Genomic DNA, 18,329 nt, shown 5'->3' with positions numbered 1-18,329 from the left:
AAAAAAAAATATAGTCTGTGGCAATCCCTGCTAAGTTTTCCGAAATTTCTGTTGTTCCTTACCAAGCACTTTGTCTCTGCCATGATAAAACATAGATTTAAGTATGTAATAAGCACAGGGCCTGGAATCTCAATTTTTTTTTGTATCTTATTTAAATTAATGGGTAAGAAAATAATTCATTTGGAGACATGGTCCCGGTTTTATTCAAAATCCAATACAGGAAGGTGGATGTATCATATAGCTGATTATTTTTATATTCAAAACGAATCTCTTAAAACGATATACCCAAAAGCAATTTATGTCGGAAGATTATAATAAAAAAATATTTGTAACCGTAGGAACAACAAACTACGACAACCTCATACAGTTTTGTGATAACAAATTAAATAAAAAAAAATATAGTTTTATTTTCCAAATTGGAAATGGCAAATACATACCAAAAAACCATCAATATTTCACTTATACAAGCAATATAGATGATTATTATTCAAAAGCAGATATCATTATTACTCACGCCGGAGCCGGGACGGTCTACAAATTACTAGAAGAGTCTAAAGATGTAATAGTCGTACCAAATCTTAACCTTATTGATGATCATCAGAAAGAACTAGCAAGCTTTGTTGATCAAAATAGCTATGCACCAGTAATTTATTGCCTAAATGAATTACCTTCGGCAATTGATAGCTTTGAAACAACAAGCTTAAAAAAATATGAAAATGATTCGAGTGCTTTAATTGAATCCATAGTAGAAATTTTACAAAAGTAGCTCTAACTTCTCTAGCCCCAACCCGTTCTACATTAAATTATTTATTACCTTTGCGCATCTAATAAACCCTAGATGACTTCGATTACATTAGCAATAGCTACATCATTCATCATTACTTTTTTGGTGATCCCGGTGATCATCAAGTTTTCGAGAAAGAAAAAAAAGATGATGGATACCCCGGGAAGAAGGAAAATCCACAAAAAAACAACCCCATCACTGGGCGGCATAGCCATTTTTCTGGGCTTCTTTGTATCGCTGGTTATCTGGATGCCGATTGATGGATTTCAAGATTTCAAGTTCATTCTTGCAGGAGTTTCAATCATATTTGTTGTGGGTATGAGGGATGATATAGTTCCTCTCAAACCGATCTACAAACTTATAGGCCAGCTTATAGCTGCTTCGATGGTAATCATACTTACCAGCACCGGCTTACACTCCTTTTACGGACTTTTCGGTGTATATGAGCTACCTGAATTCGTAAGCTATCTGCTTACCATATTTACCATCATTGTGGTTACTAACTCCTTTAATCTAATCGACGGATTGGACGGACTGGCTGGTACAATTGCTACTATAGCCTTATCAACATTTGGTGTATGGTTTTTTCTGGTTGGGGAAACTTTGACGGCTCTGCTCGCCCTAAGCATGGTTGGCGCTGTAGTGGCTTTCCTGACATTTAATTGGGAGCCTTCTAAAATTTTTATGGGAGATACCGGTGCTCTGGTTATCGGCTTCCTGTTCTCGGTACTGGCTATCAATTTTATAGATTTTAACTATCAGCTTCCTGATACAAGCCCTTACAAGTTTGAAGCATCGATCACTACAGCGATCTGCATCATAATCATTCCTTTGTTTGATACTTTGAGGATCTTTATTCTTAGGCTATCAAAAAAGCAATCCCCCTTTACTCCAGATAAGAATCATATGCACCATGCTTTGATGCGACTGGGATTGACGCACTCCCAGACTGCAATTGCATTGGGAGTGCTTAACATAAGCTATATTGTTCTGGCTATCATCTTCTACAAGCTGGATGATGCAATCTTTCTACCCCTTATCCTGGTATTTTCGATCATCCTCAGCTTAACTCTGGACTTCCTGATCATCAGGAAATTAAACAGATCTTAAATCTTAAATCTTAAAAGCCCAGGCACAAGAAGCTGCCGTTCAGTAGATTTTCTTTATTGTAGCTAAAAACTTCCGGTCCTGTTCCCTTTAAAACCTTGCCTCCTGCACTTTCAAGTACCGCCTGTCCGGCTGCGGTATCCCACTCCATTGTAGGGCCATGCCGATAATATATATCTGCCTTTCCTTCAGCTACCATGCAAAATTTAAGCGAGCTACCCACGGAAATATCATTAACCACATCATACTGCTCCAGTACACCTTCCTCCTCAGGAGATGCATGAGATTTACTTCTTACTGCAATTCTTTGGCCAGTGGAATTATTAACTTTTAGGTCAGCTCTCTCTCCTTTCTCAACTTTATAGGCACAATCACCCTTAATACCGACATACAAACTGTCATGTACGGGTGTATAGATAAAGCCGGCGACGGGCGTGTGCTTATGCATCAAAGCAATATTCACGGTAAACTGTCCATTTCTGTTGATGAACTCCTTTGTTCCATCCAAAGGATCAACGAGCCAGAAATATTCAAAGTCCTTCCTGGCGTTATATTCAAGCTGCTCTCCCTCTTCTGAGATAATGGGGATATTCGGATAAAGGGTTTTGAGCCCTTCCATAATTACTTCGTGCGAAGCCTTGTCTGCCAAAGTCAGGGGCGAATTATCATTTTTATAGTCAACATCGCCGGCTAACTCAAGATCATTGTATATCTTTAAAATAGCTTTCCCTGCTTTACGGGTCAGCTCAATGAGTTCTTCTTGCTTTATGTGAATTTCCATGAAAACAAAACTACACAAATGTGTGGCTCATTTATAAATTATATTAATTAATTGTATTTTTGCCACTCAAATTTTCGTAAAAATGGCTGAAAACATACACCCGATATTTGACTCTATACTAGGTACCGACAAAAAGGAGGAGCTTCTAAAGCAGCATTCTCTGGTGATATGGATGGTTGGCCTCTCAGGCTCAGGTAAGAGTACCATTGCACGCGCTTTAGAAAATCGCTTGCATGGCGAAGGGTATCTCACTGCTTTACTTGATGGCGATAACCTGAGAACGGGAATAAACAACAACCTGGGTTTCAGCGAAGAAGACCGGACAGAGAACATTCGAAGAGCTGCTGAAGCCTCAAAACTATTGGCCAGTAATGGTGTTATTACGATTTGTTCCCTGATCAGCCCTACGGCACAAATCAGGACAATGGCAAAAGATATAATAGGAGATAAGTATTGTGAAGTTTTTATTAATTGTCCGTTAGAGGTTTGTGAACAAAGAGATGTAAAGGGCTTATACGCCAAAGCAAGAAGAGGGGAAATAAAAAGCTTTACCGGGATCGACTCTCCTTTTGAACATCCGGAAAATCCCAACGTTGAGTTAAATACTGCAGATAACTCTGCAGAAGAAAATTTGAACGAACTTTTAAAATATATTCTTCCAAAAGTAAAATATAGCAAAGCATAAAATGAGGGCCTATAATCTAACACACTTAAAAGAACTGGAAGCGGAAGCAATTTATGTTATTCGTGAGGTAGCCGCACAATTTGAAAATCCTGCCATCCTTTTTTCCGGTGGTAAAGACTCAATAACCGTGGCCCACCTTGCCCGCAAAGCATTTTTCCCGGCCAAAGTTCCATTCCCTTTAGTACACATCGACACAGGGCATAACTTTCCTGAAACTATTGAATTCAGGGACAAGTATGTCAAAAAACTAGGGGTAGAGTTAATCGTAGGTTCTGTTCAGGAGTCTATCGATGAGGGTAAAGTAGTTGAAGAAAAAGGCTATAATGCCAGCCGAAACGGACTACAGACGGTGACCCTGCTGGATACTATTGAAAAGTATAAGTTTGATGCCTGTGTTGGTGGAGCCAGGCGCGACGAGGAAAAGGCAAGAGCCAAGGAAAGGTTCTTCTCTCATCGTGACGAGTTTGGCCAGTGGGACCCAAAAAACCAAAGGCCTGAGCTATGGAATATCTTCAATGGCAGAAAACACTTTGGGGAGAACTTCAGGGTATTCCCTATTAGTAATTGGACAGAAATGGATGTATGGCAATATATTTTAATGGAAGGAATTGAGCTGCCTTCATTATACTTTGCCCACGAACGTGAAGTTTTTGTTCGTGATAATGTGATCATGGCTGATTGCGACTATATCCAAAAGAAAGATTCAGAAAAAACCTTCAAAAAAGTAGTCAGGTTCAGAACTATTGGTGATATGACTTGTACAGGAGCTGTAGAGTCCGAGGCTTCTACACTCGAAACTATTATTACCGAAGTAGCTGCAACCCGCCAAACCGAAAGAGGTACCCGATCAGATGATAAAAGGTCAGAAGCGGCAATGGAAGATCGTAAAAAACAAGGATACTTCTAATTCAGGGCTACCCACATTTTAACCAATTATCACTATTAATTTAAAATCTTTATAATAAAATGAGTGCGAATAACGGAGACTCAACCGGATACCTTGACATGGAATTACTACGCTTCACAACAGCAGGAAGTGTAGACGATGGTAAAAGTACATTGATAGGACGACTTCTATATGATTCCAAATCCATATTTGAAGACCAATACGAAGCCATTGAAGAATCCAGCAGGCGGAAAGGTGATGCCAATGTGAACCTGGCCCTGCTTACTGATGGTCTCAGGGCTGAAAGGGAACAAGGAATTACTATTGATGTTGCATACAGATACTTTGCCACCCCTAAAAGGAAGTTTATTATAGCCGATACTCCAGGGCATATCCAGTACACCAGGAACATGGTTACCGGAGCTTCCACTGCTAATCTTGCTCTGATCCTGGTAGATGCCCGGAATGGTGTTGTGGAGCAGACCCATCGCCATACATTCATTGCTGCCCTTCTGGGAATACCCCATGTTGTATTTTGTATCAACAAAATGGATCTTGTTGATTATGATGAGAAGGTCTACAACAAAATAAAGGACCAGATAGAGTCGTTCTCATCCAAGCTTGACGTAAAAGATATCAGGTTTATTCCTATCAGTGCCCTGAAGGGGGACAATGTTGTTAATGAGTCTGAAAACACTCCGTGGTACAAAGGCGGAACTTTGCTGTACCTGCTGGAAAACATCCATATAGGAAGTGACCATAACCATATTGACAGCCGTTTCCCTGTTCAGCATGTTGTTCGCCCTCACTCTGACGAGTACCACGATTATCGCGGATATGCCGGTAGAATTGCCGGTGGAATTTTCAAACCCGGAGATACTGTAGCTGTATTACCTTCAGGTTTTACCTCTAAAATAAAGAGTATTGAAATCTTTAATGAAAAACTAGAAGAGGCATTTCCTCCTATGTCAGTCACTATGCAATTAGAAGATGATATCGACATCAGCCGTGGTGACATGATCGTAAGGGAAAACAACAAACCTAATGTTAGCCAGGATATTGACGTTATGTTATGCTGGATGAACTCTAAGCCCCTGATTCCTAGCGGCAAGTATGCCTTAAAGCATACTACCAGCGATGCACGATGCATGATAAAGAATATCCATTATAAAATGGATATCAATACACTGCATAGACTAGAGGATGATAAGAACATTGGCATGAACGATATTGCCCGGGTTACTCTACGTACTACAAAGCCTCTGTACTATGACCGTTACAGCAGAAATAGAATTACGGGAAGTGTTATACTAATAGATGAAGCCACAAATGAAACCGTGGCTGCAGGAATGATCATTTAAAGGATTATGCAGGAAAAAGTTGATGCAATATTAAGAGAGGTCGGAGCAGCGGAAGCCAAAAACCAGGAGGAGCTGGAACAATTCAGACTGAGGTTTATCAGTAAGAAAGGTGTAGTAGGAGACCTCTTGGATGAATTCAAAAATGTGCCTAATGACCAAAAGAAGGCATACGGCATGAAGGTCAATGAAGTTAAGCAAGCTGTCCAGGCAAAGTTTAAAACTTTAATTGACAATTTAGAATCTGGTCAGGCAGGCACGTCCGAACACGAGGACCTTACTTTGCCGTCTGCGGGACATGCTTTAGGAAGTATGCACCCACTGACTTATGTGAGAAACCAAATCATTCAGGTATTTGAACGGATTGGCTTCAATGTAGCTGACGGGCCAGAGATTGAAGATGATTTTCACAATTTCACTGCATTAAATTTTCCTGAAAATCACCCGGCGAGAGAAATGCAGGATACTTTCTTTATAGAAAAGAATCCTGATATTCTACTTAGAACGCATACTTCCAACGTACAGGTAAGGCTAATGCAGAAACAAAAGCCACCTATACGCTCCATAATGCCCGGGCGGGTGTATCGCAACGAAGCAATATCTGCAAGGGCTCATTGCGTATTCCATCAGGTAGAAGGACTGTATGTAGATAAGAATGTAAGCTTTGTAGACCTAAAGCAAACCCTTTATCACTTTGCGAAAGAGATGTTTGGTAAAGACACTAAGGTCAGGTTCCGACCCTCTTACTTCCCGTTTACAGAGCCAAGTGCTGAAATTGATATTTCGTGCCAAATCTGTAAAGGAGATGGCTGTCAGTTGTGCAAATACACCGGCTGGGTGGAAATCGCCGGCTCTGGTATGGTTGATCCTAATGTACTGGCCAATTGCGGAATTGACCATGAGGAATATACAGGCTTTGCCTTCGGCATGGGGATAGAGCGTATATCTCAGCTAAAATTCAGGGTAAATGACCTGAGGTTATATACAGAGAATGATGTGCGGTTCCTGAAACAGTTTTCAACACTACATTAATTATGGATTCTATTGACAATATTAAGCGTGTAGGCGTAATAGGTGCAGGCACCATGGGCCAGGGGATAGCTCAAATAGCAGCCATGGCCGGCTTTAAAACTGTACTGTTTGATATTGAGAAAGCTGCACTCGAAAAGGCTATAAAATCAATAGAAAAAAACCTGGAAAAGGGTATAGAAAAAGGGAAGGTTACACAGGAGCAGAAAGATACTGCACTTGCAAATCTTTCTACTACCGTGGATATAGATGAAGTTAAGGCAGATTTTATTATTGAAGCTATTGTAGAAGACCTTGCTGTAAAGCAGAAGGTATTCGCGCAACTGGAAAGGATAAATTCTGACAGAACAATACTAGCGTCAAATACCTCCTCCATTCCGATAACACAAATTGGAGCAGGGTTGGAGAATCCTGAGCGATTTGTAGGTATGCACTTCTTTAATCCTGCCCACATCATGAAGCTGGTTGAGGTGATCTCAGGAGCGGCAACAGATCAAAAAGTAGCACAAGTAACAAAAGTACTCGCTGAAAAACTTGGAAAAGTTGCTGTAATGGCAAAAGATTCTCCCGGCTTTATCGTTAACAGAGTAGCAAGGCATTTTTACGTGGAAGGCTTGAAAGTGCTGGAGGAAGGTGTTGCAGACGTAGAAACCATTGATACTCTTATGCAATCTTTGGGGTTCAAAATGGGACCATTCCAGCTTATGGATTTAATTGGTGTGGATACAAACTTTAGCGTTACTACATCAATGTTCAACTCATTTTACCAGGATGCCAAATTCAGGCCCAGCAGGATTCAACAACAAAAAGTAGATGCAGGACATCATGGACGGAAATCAGGGAAAGGTTTTTACAACTACGAATAAGCTTAAGTTTACACTACTAAGCCTACTCTTTATAATATACTCCTGCAATGACTCCCCCTACAGGGAAGAAATACCATTCGCTTCTTTCCCTGATATTTATATTCAGCTTGACCTTCCCGAATATAATGACCTGTCTGTCGATGGAGGTTATGTTTTATTGAACGAAGGGGTACGGGGCATAATCCTTTACAGGGAGAATTCAACCACTTATCATGCTTATGAAAGGAACTGTTCATACCGGCCACATGAAGCCGGGTCAACGGTGAATGTACATTCCTCAGAGCTGTTTATGACTGACCCTTCCTGTCAATCTTCATTCAGCTTTACCAATGGCTATCCGACAGGCGGGCCTGCTCAATTTCCTTTGAGGGAATACCAGGTGAGCTTAAACAGAAGAACGCTTACCATATCTGATGAGCCGATCAATTAATTTGATTTTATCAGATTATCAATAATGTCATCGATAGATACTCCTTCTGCCTCAGCTTTGAAATTTCTTACAATCCTGTGACGAAGTGTAGGTTTTGCTACGGCTATTACATCTTCAATGTCAGGGGAATATTTGCCATTTAATAAGGCGTTGCATTTAGCACCTACAACAAGGTATTGAGAGGCTCTGGGTCCTGCACCCCATTCCAGGTAATCATTGGCAACCTGGGCTGCTTTATCAGTGTTAGGCCGGGTCTTATGCACAAGCTTCACGGCATACTCTATTACATTGTCTGCAATAGGCACTTTACGAACCAAATGCTGAAAATAAATTATCTCATCACCGGTAAGAACATGCTCGACCTTTGCCTTTACATCAGACGTTGTGTTCTTTACAATATCAACTTCTTTCTCATAAGCGGGATAATCCAGAAGAACATTAAACATGAATCTATCTAACTGGGCTTCAGGAAGCGGGTATGTACCCTCCTGCTCTATCGGGTTCTGGGTTGCCAGCACAAAAAACGGTCTTTCAAGGTCATATTTCTGACCAGCAATAGTAACTGCATATTCCTGCATTGATTCTAACAATGCTGCCTGAGTTTTCGGAGGAGTTCTGTTGATCTCATCAGCAAGCACAATGTTGGCAAACACTGGCCCTTTTATGAATTTAAAATTACGGTCTTTATCCAATGTTTCGGCTCCCAAAATATCAGAAGGCATTAAATCAGGTGTAAACTGTATCCGGCTGAATTTAAGATCGAGAGCAGATGAAATGGTTTGTATCAGGAGGGTTTTGGCCAGCCCCGGAACACCCACAAGAAGGCAATGTCCCTGACAAAATATTGAGGTAAGTAACAGCCTGACAACTTCGTCCTGACCTATAACTACTTTACCTATTTCCTCAGATAATTTTCTGTATGCCTTATGCAATGCATCGGCAGCTTCCACTTCTGTACTAAACTCTTTCATATATGCGTTTTTGGTTGTTTTACGGAACCAGGTAATTTAGGTTTGTCAATTCATAATTCCGCAATAGTCATACGCGTCATCAATACTAATGAACACATCTTCCCGGGCTTTGTTAAACCAATCGTTCAATGCTTTAGACTTCTTTTGATTCAGTGCAGCAGCCTGGATCTTCTGCCAGTCATCGCTTAGATTGGCCTGATGTGGCTTTATTTTAGACTTATAATATAATATTCTCACGGCTTCCTTTCCGCCGTCAGTTCTAAATTTAATAGGTTTGCTTATTTGCCCGACCTGCATACTGTCAAGCGTGAAGAAAACCACCGGATCAAGATCTTCCACAGAAACTCTTGTGCCTCCCAGATCATCCATAAAGAAACCTCCGTTACCGGCAGTATATGAATCATCGGAATGTTCCTTGGCTGCCTTTTCAAAAGTTATACTGTCTGCCTGAATTTGTGTCTTTAAACTATCAAGAAAGTTTTCAGCCTCTTTCATATCACTTTCCGAAGGCTCAGCCATCAATAGGATATGCCGGCTATTGTACTCGTTACCTCTCCTTTCCAGCAGTTGCACAATGTGTACACCAAACTGGGTTTCGAAAGGGCTGGAAATTTCATTTGGCTTTAACTTCAAAGCGGCGGCTTCAAACTCCGGAGCCATTACGCCCCTTTTTGCAAACCCCAGATTTCCTCCATACTTAGCACTACCGGGATCCTGGGAGTATTCTTTTGCCAGTGCTTCGAAACTCTCTCCGGCAATGACCCTTGCTCTGATGTCATTTAACTTCTTTTTAGCCGCGGAAATCTGGTCTTTACCAATCGTTGGTACCTTCACGATCTGAGCTACCTCGACCTCTGTAGAGAAATAGGGAAGGCTATCCTGAGGTATGCTATTAAAAAACTTTTTAACTTCTGCCGGTGTAACTTTGATCCCTGATGTTATGGTTTCCTGCATCCTCTGCACCACCAGTTGCTCTTTAATCTGATCACGGATATCTGCCTGAAACTCTTCTACGGTTTTGCCATAGTATTCCTCAAGTTGTGCCTCAGAGCCTCCATATTGCGAAAGGATCATCTGCATCCTTCTGTCGAGGTTATTATCAACCTCTGCATCTGTTACAATTACAGAGTCAATTTCAGCCTTGGCAACCATTAGCTTCTGGCTAATAAGCTGAGCCAGTATTCGGCACTTGGCATCAGGGGTCGCAGGGTTACCATTGGCAAGATAATTAAGATAAGTAGTCTCCAGGTCAGATTTCAGTACAATGTAGTTATCAACCTTTGCAATTATTTTATCAACCACTACCCCATTATCCTGAGCTTTCAACAACGCTGGCATGAACATGATCAGCCCGGTTGATAATAACACCGTTTTAATTATAGATTTCAAATTCCTGGTTTTTAGTTGCTCTTTCATAAACATCCTCTTCAAGCTGTCTGGCCAGCTCTACCTTTCTCTTATTTATAATAATGTTTTTAATACCTTCTTTAACGAATTCCAACGGCGATACATTATCAGATATTCTATATTCCTCAATCTTAAGGAAGTACAAATACTGATCGTCAGACTGCTCAATATAATTCTGGTTTTTCAAAAACTGTACTTTGTTGGGAATTTCTGCCAGTGGTGAATTTTTTATTACCTCATCAAAAACCATCCAGACAGAATCATCAAGCTGATATTGTGTTGCGTAACTCAAGCTGTAAGAGTTCAACTCTTCTTTATCTTCCTCACGACTTGATAGTAATAGTGATTTTACTTTTTTTGTTTTTGGAGCTCCTTTGGGAAGCTTAATAAATTTACCACGAATAATATTCTGCTTAAGTATAAAGTTATCAATATTCTCCTGATAGTATTTTTCAATCTCCTCGTCAGTTACCTCCGTATCCAGATTTTGATTTACATAGTAAGACTGATATTCATATCCCATCAGGCTGTACCTGTAATCCAGCATTTTTCTTTCGATCTCTGCTTCGTCAAACTCTATCTTGGTGGCTGCCTCCTGTATAAGAAGCTGCTTTCTGATCCAGTTGTTTACAAACCTTTGCGCACGTTCTGTACTATCTTCTTTACTCATCCCGGAAGAGGCTATTCCCTCCAGATCATCAGAGTAAAGGTATTGCTCTCCCACTCTCGCCACAGGGTCTCCGGTGCTACCCGATTCCTGAGAATCTTCCTTCATTTTGATGAGGTCACACCCAGATACCATGGCAGAAACTACCAGTGCCAGTAAGATGTAACTACTTTTCCAGCTTCTCATAAATGTATTTTAATCCACTGTCATTAATATTTACAGGGTACTTCTCCCTTAACTCTTCTACCCAAAGCTTTTCAAGGTAATTCTGATAATCAGATATAACCAATCCTTTTATTTCATCAAGTTTCTTTGGGGCAGGTTCTAAAACCTCCTCTATCCATACCAGGTTATGCCTGCCGGAAGCATCTACCTTATAAACACCAGGAGACCATTTTATCTGATCAACAACATCATTGTCACCTTTTTCGAAAACGCCTTCTGTAACTTGTAAAGTTAACGCAGTTTTATCGTTATAATGCTTTTCCAGAGCTTTTTTAGATAAAGCCAGTGAATCATTGCTGTTTATAAGTCCCTCTATTTCAGAGAGCACCTCTTCGCTATCAGAGTTATAGACAGTAGCCCTCACCCTTTGTGCCCACTGATACTTGTCTTTATGTTGTTCATAATATTCTTTCAGGCCTGCAGTATCTTCCACTGCTTTGTTCCACACTTCCTGCTCCATAAGTTCAAAAAGCAGAATACCCTCCCTGTATTCATTAACCAGCATTCTGTAGTCGATGTATTTATCTTCCAGATGGCTCTCTTCATAGGTTATAATGCGGCCATCCGTAAAATTATTGTACAGCAGCCTCATATAAACTTCAGGAGAGTGGGAGTTAGGTCGTTGCTCCCGTTTTACGTATTTAAAAAAGTCCTCTACTGTGTAGTTCTCACTGGCAATGCTAAAAAGCACATCGTCAAGTAACTCATTCCCTGCAGGATAATTCCAATTTCCCTGAGTCAGAGTACTATCAGCAAAATCCCATATTTTCTGAACAGCATCCGTTTCTTTAAAGCCATTTTCTTTTCTCAGCCTTTCAATCAGCACCTTTTTATTTAATTCCGCTCTGGAATCCCGATCAATCCGGGATTTTATAGAAGGCTCCATTTCTTTAAAACTTTCAAGAGGAAGTTTCTTTTCCAGCCTGATAATATGCCAGCCGTACGGGGTCATGACCGGGTCTGAAATATCACCGGGTTCCGACAATGCAAAGGCTGCTTCCTGGAAGGTATATGGCATTTGGCCAACTTTGAATGGTCTTAAGCGCCCTCCTGAATTTTTAGTGTTGATATCTTCAGAAAATTGTTTAGCAAGGTCATCCCAGTTTACTCCTCCAACAGCCTGATCGTATATTTCAAATATTTTGTTTCTGGCTTCAAGAGAGTCTGCCTTGTTGGGTTTAATCCTGATCATGATATGTGAAACCTCCACACTACCCTGGCTAGCCCTTTTATCAAGAACTTTAACCAGATGATAGCCAAATTTAGTCCTGACCGGCTTCGACACTTTTCCCTCTTCAGTGTTATATGCTGCTGACTCAAACGGGTAGACCATCTGAAAAGAGGTGAAGTATCCAAGGTTCCCGTTGTTCATTTTAGCAGAGGGATCATCGGAATATTCCCGGGCTAGTTTGCCAAAGTCTGTGCCTTTTGTAGCCTGCTCTCTGATTTCCAATATTTTATTATATGCTTTTAAGGTATCCTCAGGAGCAGCCTCGGCGTCAACCTGAATAAGAATATGCGAGGCGTTAATTTCTTCCTTATACCTTTGGTAAGCTTCTGCAATTAATTTCTCTGTGACCTGGTTTTCTGAAAGGTATGGCTTCTTCAGTTGCTCCTTATAGGTATCAAACTCCCGGATAAACGCTGCAGTAGTGTCCATCCCCCTGTTTTTAGCCTCTGCAATCTTAAGTTTGAACTTGATGTAGAGATCCAGGTAATCTTTGATATCGCCGTGGGTAAAGGCGCTGTCATTATTTACGTTATTCTTTTTATAAACGTAAGCAAACTCATCTGTATAAACAGATTCACCGCCTACATCAAATAACTTTATGGACTTGATAGAACTGTCATCCTGCTTAACTGTGGAAACATCAGATGATGCCTTACAACCTGCTATAAGAATAAGAATAAACCAAATGCGAAACTTCATCTCAGAGAATATTTTAAAACCTTCGCAATTTTAATAAATTAAACGGAAAAATTGGGGGTATGACGGAATAAGTAGAATGAGATGGCGCTAATTGATGTGTATCTTTTTAACAAGTCTGCAAACATGTTTCTTTTTATCTGAGTAGATCTGAATATCATCCATGATCTTCTTAACCAGTATAAGGCCGATTCCGCCTTTTCGTTGCTTCTTGATTATGTCTTCCAAAGTAGGCTCCTGATACTCGTTAATGTTAAAGATCTCCGCTTTATCAATAATATTGAAGATCAGGCCTTTGTCTTTGTCAACATTGATCTCAACCTCTATCGATTCTTTTGGGTTGCAGCAATGCGAATGTATGATAAGGTTAGCGCAAACTTCATCAATCGCAAGCACAAGGGTGCTGACATCAACCTCAGATAGCCCATGTTTATCCAACACCTCTTTTACAAAGCATCTGATCTCCTTGAGCATCTCCTTCTTACACGGCACTTTATAACAGTACTTCATCCTAGCAGAGCTTTTGCTTCTTCTTTTGTTCCCTCTATTTTTAACAACTGATCAAGGCCTAAAATTTCAAAAACATTAGCAACCTTATCATTCAAGCCAAAGATTACAAGGTTGATATCATTTCGTTTAAACTCCTCGATGTAAGACATAAATACTCCCAGGCCGGCAGAAGATATATACTCAAGAGAGGTACAATCAACAAGAAGTTTTTTCTTTCCGCTTTTCACTGCATCGCTGATAGCGTTATCAAGTTCTATAGAGGAGCTGGCATCAACTTCCCCAACTATTACTATCACGTCATAACCTTCTTCCTGAATCCGTTTTATGTCAACCATAATTGTTTTACGTATTTGTTAGACTTATGTTCATTAGTACAAATCAATTAAATTTGATGATCAACGTAGTGTAGTCATCGTCTATTGACTTTGTACCTGTAAACTCATAAAGTTCATTTATTAATTTCTGTTGTATTTCCTGTACACTAAGATCACTCACCCTTTCTATAAATTTTTGCAGGCGTTCATATCCAAACTCTTCTCCCTGAAAGTTTTTAGCTTCGGTAACCCCATCGGTGTAAAGCACTACTATATCACCTGTTTTATATTGAAAGGCATTGGTTTGAATGTAATTTCCAAATTCGCCATTTCTTAAAATGCCCAGCCCGAGTCCTTTATTTTGAAAGTAAGTACCCTTCTTTAGTTGAGTATCATAAAATAAAGTAGGACAATGGCCGGCTCTGGCAAATTCCACCGTTTTGGTTTCACTATTGATCACAAAATAAGAGGTAGTGATAAAAGATGCTTTATCGAGGCATTGGCTCAAAGCCTTGTTGGCTTTCTCCAGAAAATCCTTTGGAGAAAGGTCCAGTTGGGCGAAGCTATGGAAAATACCTTTCATCTGAGACATATGAAATGCCGCAGAAGTTCCCTTCCCGGAGACATCACTGATAATCAAGGCGATTTTACTCCTGCTTACCCGGTAAGTATCATAATAGTCACCTCCTACCTCATCTGCAGCTTCTGAAAAAGCCACCAGATCATAATCACCATCATGATCAAGCTCTTTAGGCAAAAGGCTGCTCTGTACCCTTTTGGCAATCTTTAATTCCTCCTTGTACCGTTCGTTTTCCAGGGCTTCCGATAAAAGCCTGAAATTCTCTATTGATATGCCTGCCTGGTTGGTAAAGGTATCGATGATCTTGGTCATCTCTTTATTAAACCCATCGCTTACATCCTTAAGAAGTGCGAGGGTTCCCAACTGCTGATTTTTAACGTATATCGGAAAGGCAAGTATAGACCTGAACCTTGACCCTTTAAGTGTTGAAAGGTATTTGTTCAGATTTATGGTTTTATCGCTACTCTGATCGAGTATTCCTCTTACATTATTATCGCTGATATGTTGTTTTATATTTTGTATCTCTTTTACTGAAATTCCATGGGTATAAAACTGGTTGTTTTCCCCCGGCCTGATGATTTCAATCCATCCCGCATCTGCAAATACCGTACTTACGGCACTCTCAAGCAAAATATCATAAACCCGTTCCTCATTTTGTTCGGTTTGTATGGATTGACTAAGCCTTTGAAAATTAACTACCTCCTCCAGTTTTTGTTCGAAAACGGATGATGTAGGCAAGTTGAACAGTATAACAAGAAGCGAGAATAGTGCATATATGAAGATGAAGGCAATAAGTGCCAGTATAAAAACATTATTTCTGAAATCAGTAAACTGGGTGGTAGATTCCCCAATATCATCGGCAAGGTTAAATAGCGTAAAGGTGAAGTACCCTAAATAAAACATGGCCAGCGCTATAAGCAGTATGCTTTTCCACTTTTGCTTAAAATTAAGGTAAGCCACCCACTTCATATTAGCGGAAAGAAAAATGCCCATAAGCACAAGTAAAGCAGAATAGTACTCTTCCAGATTCTGTACAGCCGGTATTGGCAATACATTATATAGCAGACTGAAAAGCAAGGAGTATTCAAAGATCTGCCAGGCGGTCAGCAAAAATTTTGACTTCTGATATAGAATCAACCTTTTCCAGACTATGAAGGTTGAAATCAGAAATGCACTGATAAGGCCTAAATTGGATAGGTAAATGAAATCGAGAAACATTACGTTCTCAGCCAGCTTTGTACTACCCAGGAGGTTCAGGAACAACCTAAAGAACAATGATACAATAGTGGTGATGAGTCCGGTAACGAATACCTTCCATAAAAGGTCTACGAAATTAATGCTCTCTGCCTTCTCTATTCTATACTTATAAAAAACAAAAAGAGAGAGTATAAACAGGCTCAGCATAATAGGAGGTACCTCCCTGCCTATCCCCGGTTTCAGGTTGTGGGTAGTGCTAAAAACAATAGACAAGTCACCAAATACCAATACCATCCATGTGATAATGGCCAACAATGTAGTGAGCCGTATGATTGCTTTCTTGCTTAGCATATTTCAAAAACGCCTTGAAGATAGTAAATTATATTATCTCGTATAATAAGAAAGCCACTTTAGGTTATAAAGTGGCTCTCAAAATATGGCTATTTAGAATTTTATCTCACACTGAACTGCTTTGTAAGTGGCTGGGCGGTATTCACTCGGAGGGTATAAACTCCAACTGGTAGCTTTTCCTGAAAGGCTAAAACCACTTCGCTGGAATTCTCAATTACAACCTGTTGCTGGTGTACAATCTGACCCTGAGTATTATACACTACCACAGGGGTTTCCTTTTCAGTGGTTAAACCGGTAATTCGTATTGTAAGTTGATCGCCTTGGTTAGGGACAGGATACATATTCAACTCTGCAGTTTCAGAAACCGAATTATTGCTTATTTTTATAATATCAGAATAAGTAAATGTACCATCAAAATCAGTTTGTTTCAAGCGGTAATATACAGTTCCACTAAGCGGCTTGTTATCATGATATTTGTAGTCATTCCTTTCTTCTGTTGTTCCTTTGCCTTTTATAGTGGTAACAATATCAAAGTTCTCAAGGTCGGTAGTTCTTTCCACGGTGAAATAGTCATTGTTCAGCTCTGAAGCGGTAGCCCATTCGAGAACAGCCACATCCCCAGTCATATCCCCTTTGAAGTACAGTAGCTCAACAGGTAAGGTACCTGCTCCACCTTCTATTCCAAATGGAGAAAAAGAAGAGATATTGGTAGCTGTCATTGTGTAAGTCCCTGATCCGGTTGCAGCACCTGATGCCATTGTTTCCCACTGTGCCCCGTCGTAATGTATAACCTTAACATCAGTAGGAGAGAATCCGCTGAGTTGATCTGCATCATTCCACTGAAAAGTTAGTGCCACATCAGAGCCACCGATAACTTCCTCATCAATATACCATGTCTTATTTACAACGTCAGATGTTTGAGCAGTACCGGAGTATCCTCCATCATATACCACCGATCCCAGCCTTACGGAATAGTTATCTGCGGTGCCCGAATTATTGATTATTAACGGAGTGTAACTGGATGCACTTGTTCCAATGGGGAATAATACATTACCCGTGCGACCTCCTGCCCCAATACCATTTTGGATAAGTTTACCTGTCCCATTGGTTATTATATACCTGGAAGATGAAGCATTGGAAATAGTTGCTGAGCTACCGATGATGAGATCTGCGTCATTGAGCGCTAATTTTCCATTTGAAAGCGTCATGGTGCCAATTACAGCAGTATTTGCTTGAAGTTGCTTGGTACCAGAACCCGAGATAACCAGATTATTATAGGCAACAGGCAAAACGGGCTGATTACCTGCTCCTGCGTAAACAACCGTGCCATTTGGGGTAAGCACCGAAGACATATTCGGGTCAGGCCATCCACCAGTATAAAGCCAGTTCCAGGTGCCTCCATCATGATTATCAAAATCGCAGAGCAGATCAATGCCTGTAAAATTTCCTGATTGATTAACTATACCATAATTATCAACGGTATTAGCGGCTCCATTAAAGTTAATATCCCCTCCAATGGTTAAAATACCACTTGCGTTATTCTCAATACGATTGGCGGTTGCCAATGCTCCTCCAGTTTTCAAATCGCCGGTTATCGAAATGTTACCATTATTTTCCAGCCTCGAGGTAATAGCGGCGAGTTCAACATCTCCCTTGACTTCAAAATTACCGGAAGAATTATTTGTAAGTCTTGTTCCGTTATTTTCAAAAATAAGATCATTACTTACCTCCACATTTCCTCCCCCCTCAACTATAATGCGGCCATTGTTGGAACTGAGTAAAAAATCTTCGTTAACAGTAAGCTTTCTGCTACTTTGAATGGTAACGGTATTTGTCCCACTTCCAATTTCAAAATATGCCGAAGTCACAGACCTGTTAACCGTTAGGGTAGCTCCATTATTTAAATAAATAGAAGCCGGTGAAAATGAAGGATTATTACTAATAACAGGGGCATTGGAATAATTACTGGGATTAATGATTACACGATCCCGATTATCAGGAAGTGCTCCCCAGTTACCACTGTAGTTAGACGCCTTATTCCAGTCTGAATCAGTATTACCTGTCCAGGTAACGTCTCCGGTGGGCCAGCATGCGTATAACTGACTATGTACAGCCAGTTGAAAAATCGATAGGAAAATAATAGCCTTTACTATAGTCTTCATAATATATGGGGTTTGAAGTAAGTTCATGTAACAAAAAGGCTGCAGGTGTATCTGCTTTTTTGAAATTTCATCTTTATATCACATCATGCACC

At 40.3% G+C, this 18,329-nt stretch carries 18 protein-coding genes; 9 read left to right on the top strand and 9 right to left on the bottom strand.

Features of this window, described 5'->3' with window-relative positions; all coding sequences use genetic code 11:
• The first annotated feature begins 51 nt into the window (after nt 1-51).
• The 3 genes from pssD to E1163_RS13345 all read left to right on the top strand — a co-directional run bounded on the left by pssD (nt 52) and on the right by E1163_RS13345 (nt 1,894).
• The gene (gene pssD / locus E1163_RS31705) at nt 52-315 is read left to right on the top strand and encodes a PssD/Cps14F family polysaccharide biosynthesis glycosyltransferase (RefSeq protein ID WP_425482709.1); all 264 of its coding nucleotides are present in this window, start codon (nt 52-54) and stop codon (nt 313-315) included.
• Nucleotides 299-766, top strand: coding sequence for a PssE/Cps14G family polysaccharide biosynthesis glycosyltransferase (gene pssE, locus E1163_RS13350; protein WP_155172580.1), 468 nt, complete (start codon nt 299-301; stop codon nt 764-766). Before pssD ends, pssE begins: the two co-directional genes overlap by 17 nt.
• Before the next feature lie 72 nt (nt 767-838).
• Nucleotides 839-1,894 (top strand): MraY family glycosyltransferase, encoded by a 1,056-nt coding sequence (locus E1163_RS13345; protein WP_155172578.1) that lies wholly within the window; start codon nt 839-841, stop codon nt 1,892-1,894.
• A 10-nt stretch (nt 1,895-1,904) separates the two neighbouring features.
• Here E1163_RS13345 and cysQ read toward each other — a convergent pair whose 3' ends face one another.
• Complete coding sequence (cysQ, locus tag E1163_RS13340) at nt 1,905-2,672, bottom strand: 3'(2'),5'-bisphosphate nucleotidase CysQ (protein ID WP_155172576.1); 768 nt, start codon at nt 2,670-2,672, stop codon at nt 1,905-1,907.
• Between the two features lie 82 nt (nt 2,673-2,754).
• Between cysQ and cysC the strand changes: the two genes are divergently transcribed.
• Genes cysC through E1163_RS13310 form a run of 6 tightly spaced genes read left to right on the top strand, consistent with a single transcriptional unit; the run spans nt 2,755 to nt 7,926 of the window.
• Nucleotides 2,755-3,357: an adenylyl-sulfate kinase gene (gene cysC, locus E1163_RS13335; RefSeq protein ID WP_155172574.1), complete on the top strand. Its 603-nt coding sequence runs from the start codon at nt 2,755-2,757 to the stop codon at nt 3,355-3,357.
• Nucleotide 3,358: 1 nt separating this feature from the next.
• A complete protein-coding gene (gene cysD, locus E1163_RS13330) occupies nt 3,359-4,264 on the top strand; it encodes a sulfate adenylyltransferase subunit CysD (RefSeq protein WP_155172572.1) in 906 nt (301 codons plus the stop codon).
• 59 nt (nt 4,265-4,323) lie between these two features.
• Nucleotides 4,324-5,604 (top strand): sulfate adenylyltransferase subunit CysN, encoded by a 1,281-nt coding sequence (gene cysN, locus E1163_RS13325; protein ID WP_155172570.1) that lies wholly within the window; start codon nt 4,324-4,326, stop codon nt 5,602-5,604.
• A 6-nt stretch (nt 5,605-5,610) separates the two neighbouring features.
• Nucleotides 5,611-6,633: a phenylalanine--tRNA ligase subunit alpha gene (pheS, locus tag E1163_RS13320; RefSeq protein WP_155172568.1), complete on the top strand. Its 1,023-nt coding sequence runs from the start codon at nt 5,611-5,613 to the stop codon at nt 6,631-6,633.
• A gap of 2 nt (nt 6,634-6,635) precedes the next feature.
• Nucleotides 6,636-7,496, top strand: coding sequence for a 3-hydroxyacyl-CoA dehydrogenase NAD-binding domain-containing protein (locus E1163_RS13315; RefSeq protein ID WP_155172566.1), 861 nt, complete (start codon nt 6,636-6,638; stop codon nt 7,494-7,496).
• Complete coding sequence (locus E1163_RS13310; protein WP_185156078.1) at nt 7,456-7,926, top strand: Rieske (2Fe-2S) protein; 471 nt, start codon at nt 7,456-7,458, stop codon at nt 7,924-7,926. Before E1163_RS13315 ends, E1163_RS13310 begins: the two co-directional genes overlap by 41 nt.
• Here E1163_RS13310 and E1163_RS13305 read toward each other — a convergent pair.
• The 8 genes from E1163_RS13305 to E1163_RS13270 form a co-directional block, all read right to left on the bottom strand.
• Nucleotides 7,923-8,897 carry an AAA family ATPase gene (locus E1163_RS13305; protein ID WP_155172562.1) on the bottom strand — a complete coding sequence of 325 codons (975 nt, stop codon included), beginning with the start codon at nt 8,895-8,897 and terminating at the stop codon, nt 7,923-7,925. The two genes, E1163_RS13310 and E1163_RS13305, sit on opposite strands and share 4 nt — an antisense overlap.
• A gap of 45 nt (nt 8,898-8,942) precedes the next feature.
• Nucleotides 8,943-10,286, bottom strand: a complete 1,344-nt coding sequence (locus E1163_RS13300) for a peptidylprolyl isomerase (protein WP_155172560.1) — start codon at nt 10,284-10,286, stop codon at nt 8,943-8,945.
• Nucleotides 10,270-11,157: a peptidylprolyl isomerase gene (locus tag E1163_RS13295; protein WP_246223657.1), complete on the bottom strand. Its 888-nt coding sequence runs from the start codon at nt 11,155-11,157 to the stop codon at nt 10,270-10,272. The genes E1163_RS13300 and E1163_RS13295 overlap by 17 nt, the downstream gene beginning before the upstream one ends.
• Entirely contained in the window at nt 11,138-13,126 is a 1,989-nt protein-coding gene (locus E1163_RS13290) for a peptidylprolyl isomerase (protein ID WP_155172558.1), read from the bottom strand. The genes E1163_RS13295 and E1163_RS13290 overlap by 20 nt, the downstream gene beginning before the upstream one ends.
• 87 nt (nt 13,127-13,213) lie before the next feature.
• Nucleotides 13,214-13,633 (bottom strand): ATP-binding protein, encoded by a 420-nt coding sequence (locus E1163_RS13285; RefSeq protein ID WP_155172556.1) that lies wholly within the window; start codon nt 13,631-13,633, stop codon nt 13,214-13,216.
• Nucleotides 13,630-13,968, bottom strand: a complete 339-nt coding sequence (locus E1163_RS13280) for an STAS domain-containing protein (RefSeq protein WP_155172554.1) — start codon at nt 13,966-13,968, stop codon at nt 13,630-13,632. Before E1163_RS13280 ends, E1163_RS13285 begins: the two co-directional genes overlap by 4 nt.
• A 43-nt stretch (nt 13,969-14,011) precedes the next feature.
• Nucleotides 14,012-16,075, bottom strand: a complete 2,064-nt coding sequence (locus E1163_RS13275; protein WP_155172552.1) for a PP2C family protein-serine/threonine phosphatase — start codon at nt 16,073-16,075, stop codon at nt 14,012-14,014.
• 101 nt (nt 16,076-16,176) lie between these two features.
• Complete coding sequence (locus E1163_RS13270) at nt 16,177-18,237, bottom strand: T9SS type A sorting domain-containing protein (protein WP_155172550.1); 2,061 nt, start codon at nt 18,235-18,237, stop codon at nt 16,177-16,179.
• Nucleotides 18,238-18,329: the final 92 nt, after the last annotated feature.

Origin of the sequence: Fulvivirga kasyanovii (genome assembly GCF_009711405.1) — a bacterium.
In the GTDB taxonomy this organism is placed as follows: Bacteria; Bacteroidota; Bacteroidia; order Cytophagales; family Cyclobacteriaceae; genus Fulvivirga; species Fulvivirga kasyanovii.
Note: the sequence above shows the minus strand (reverse complement) of the source record. Positions and strands in the feature narration are given on the sequence as shown.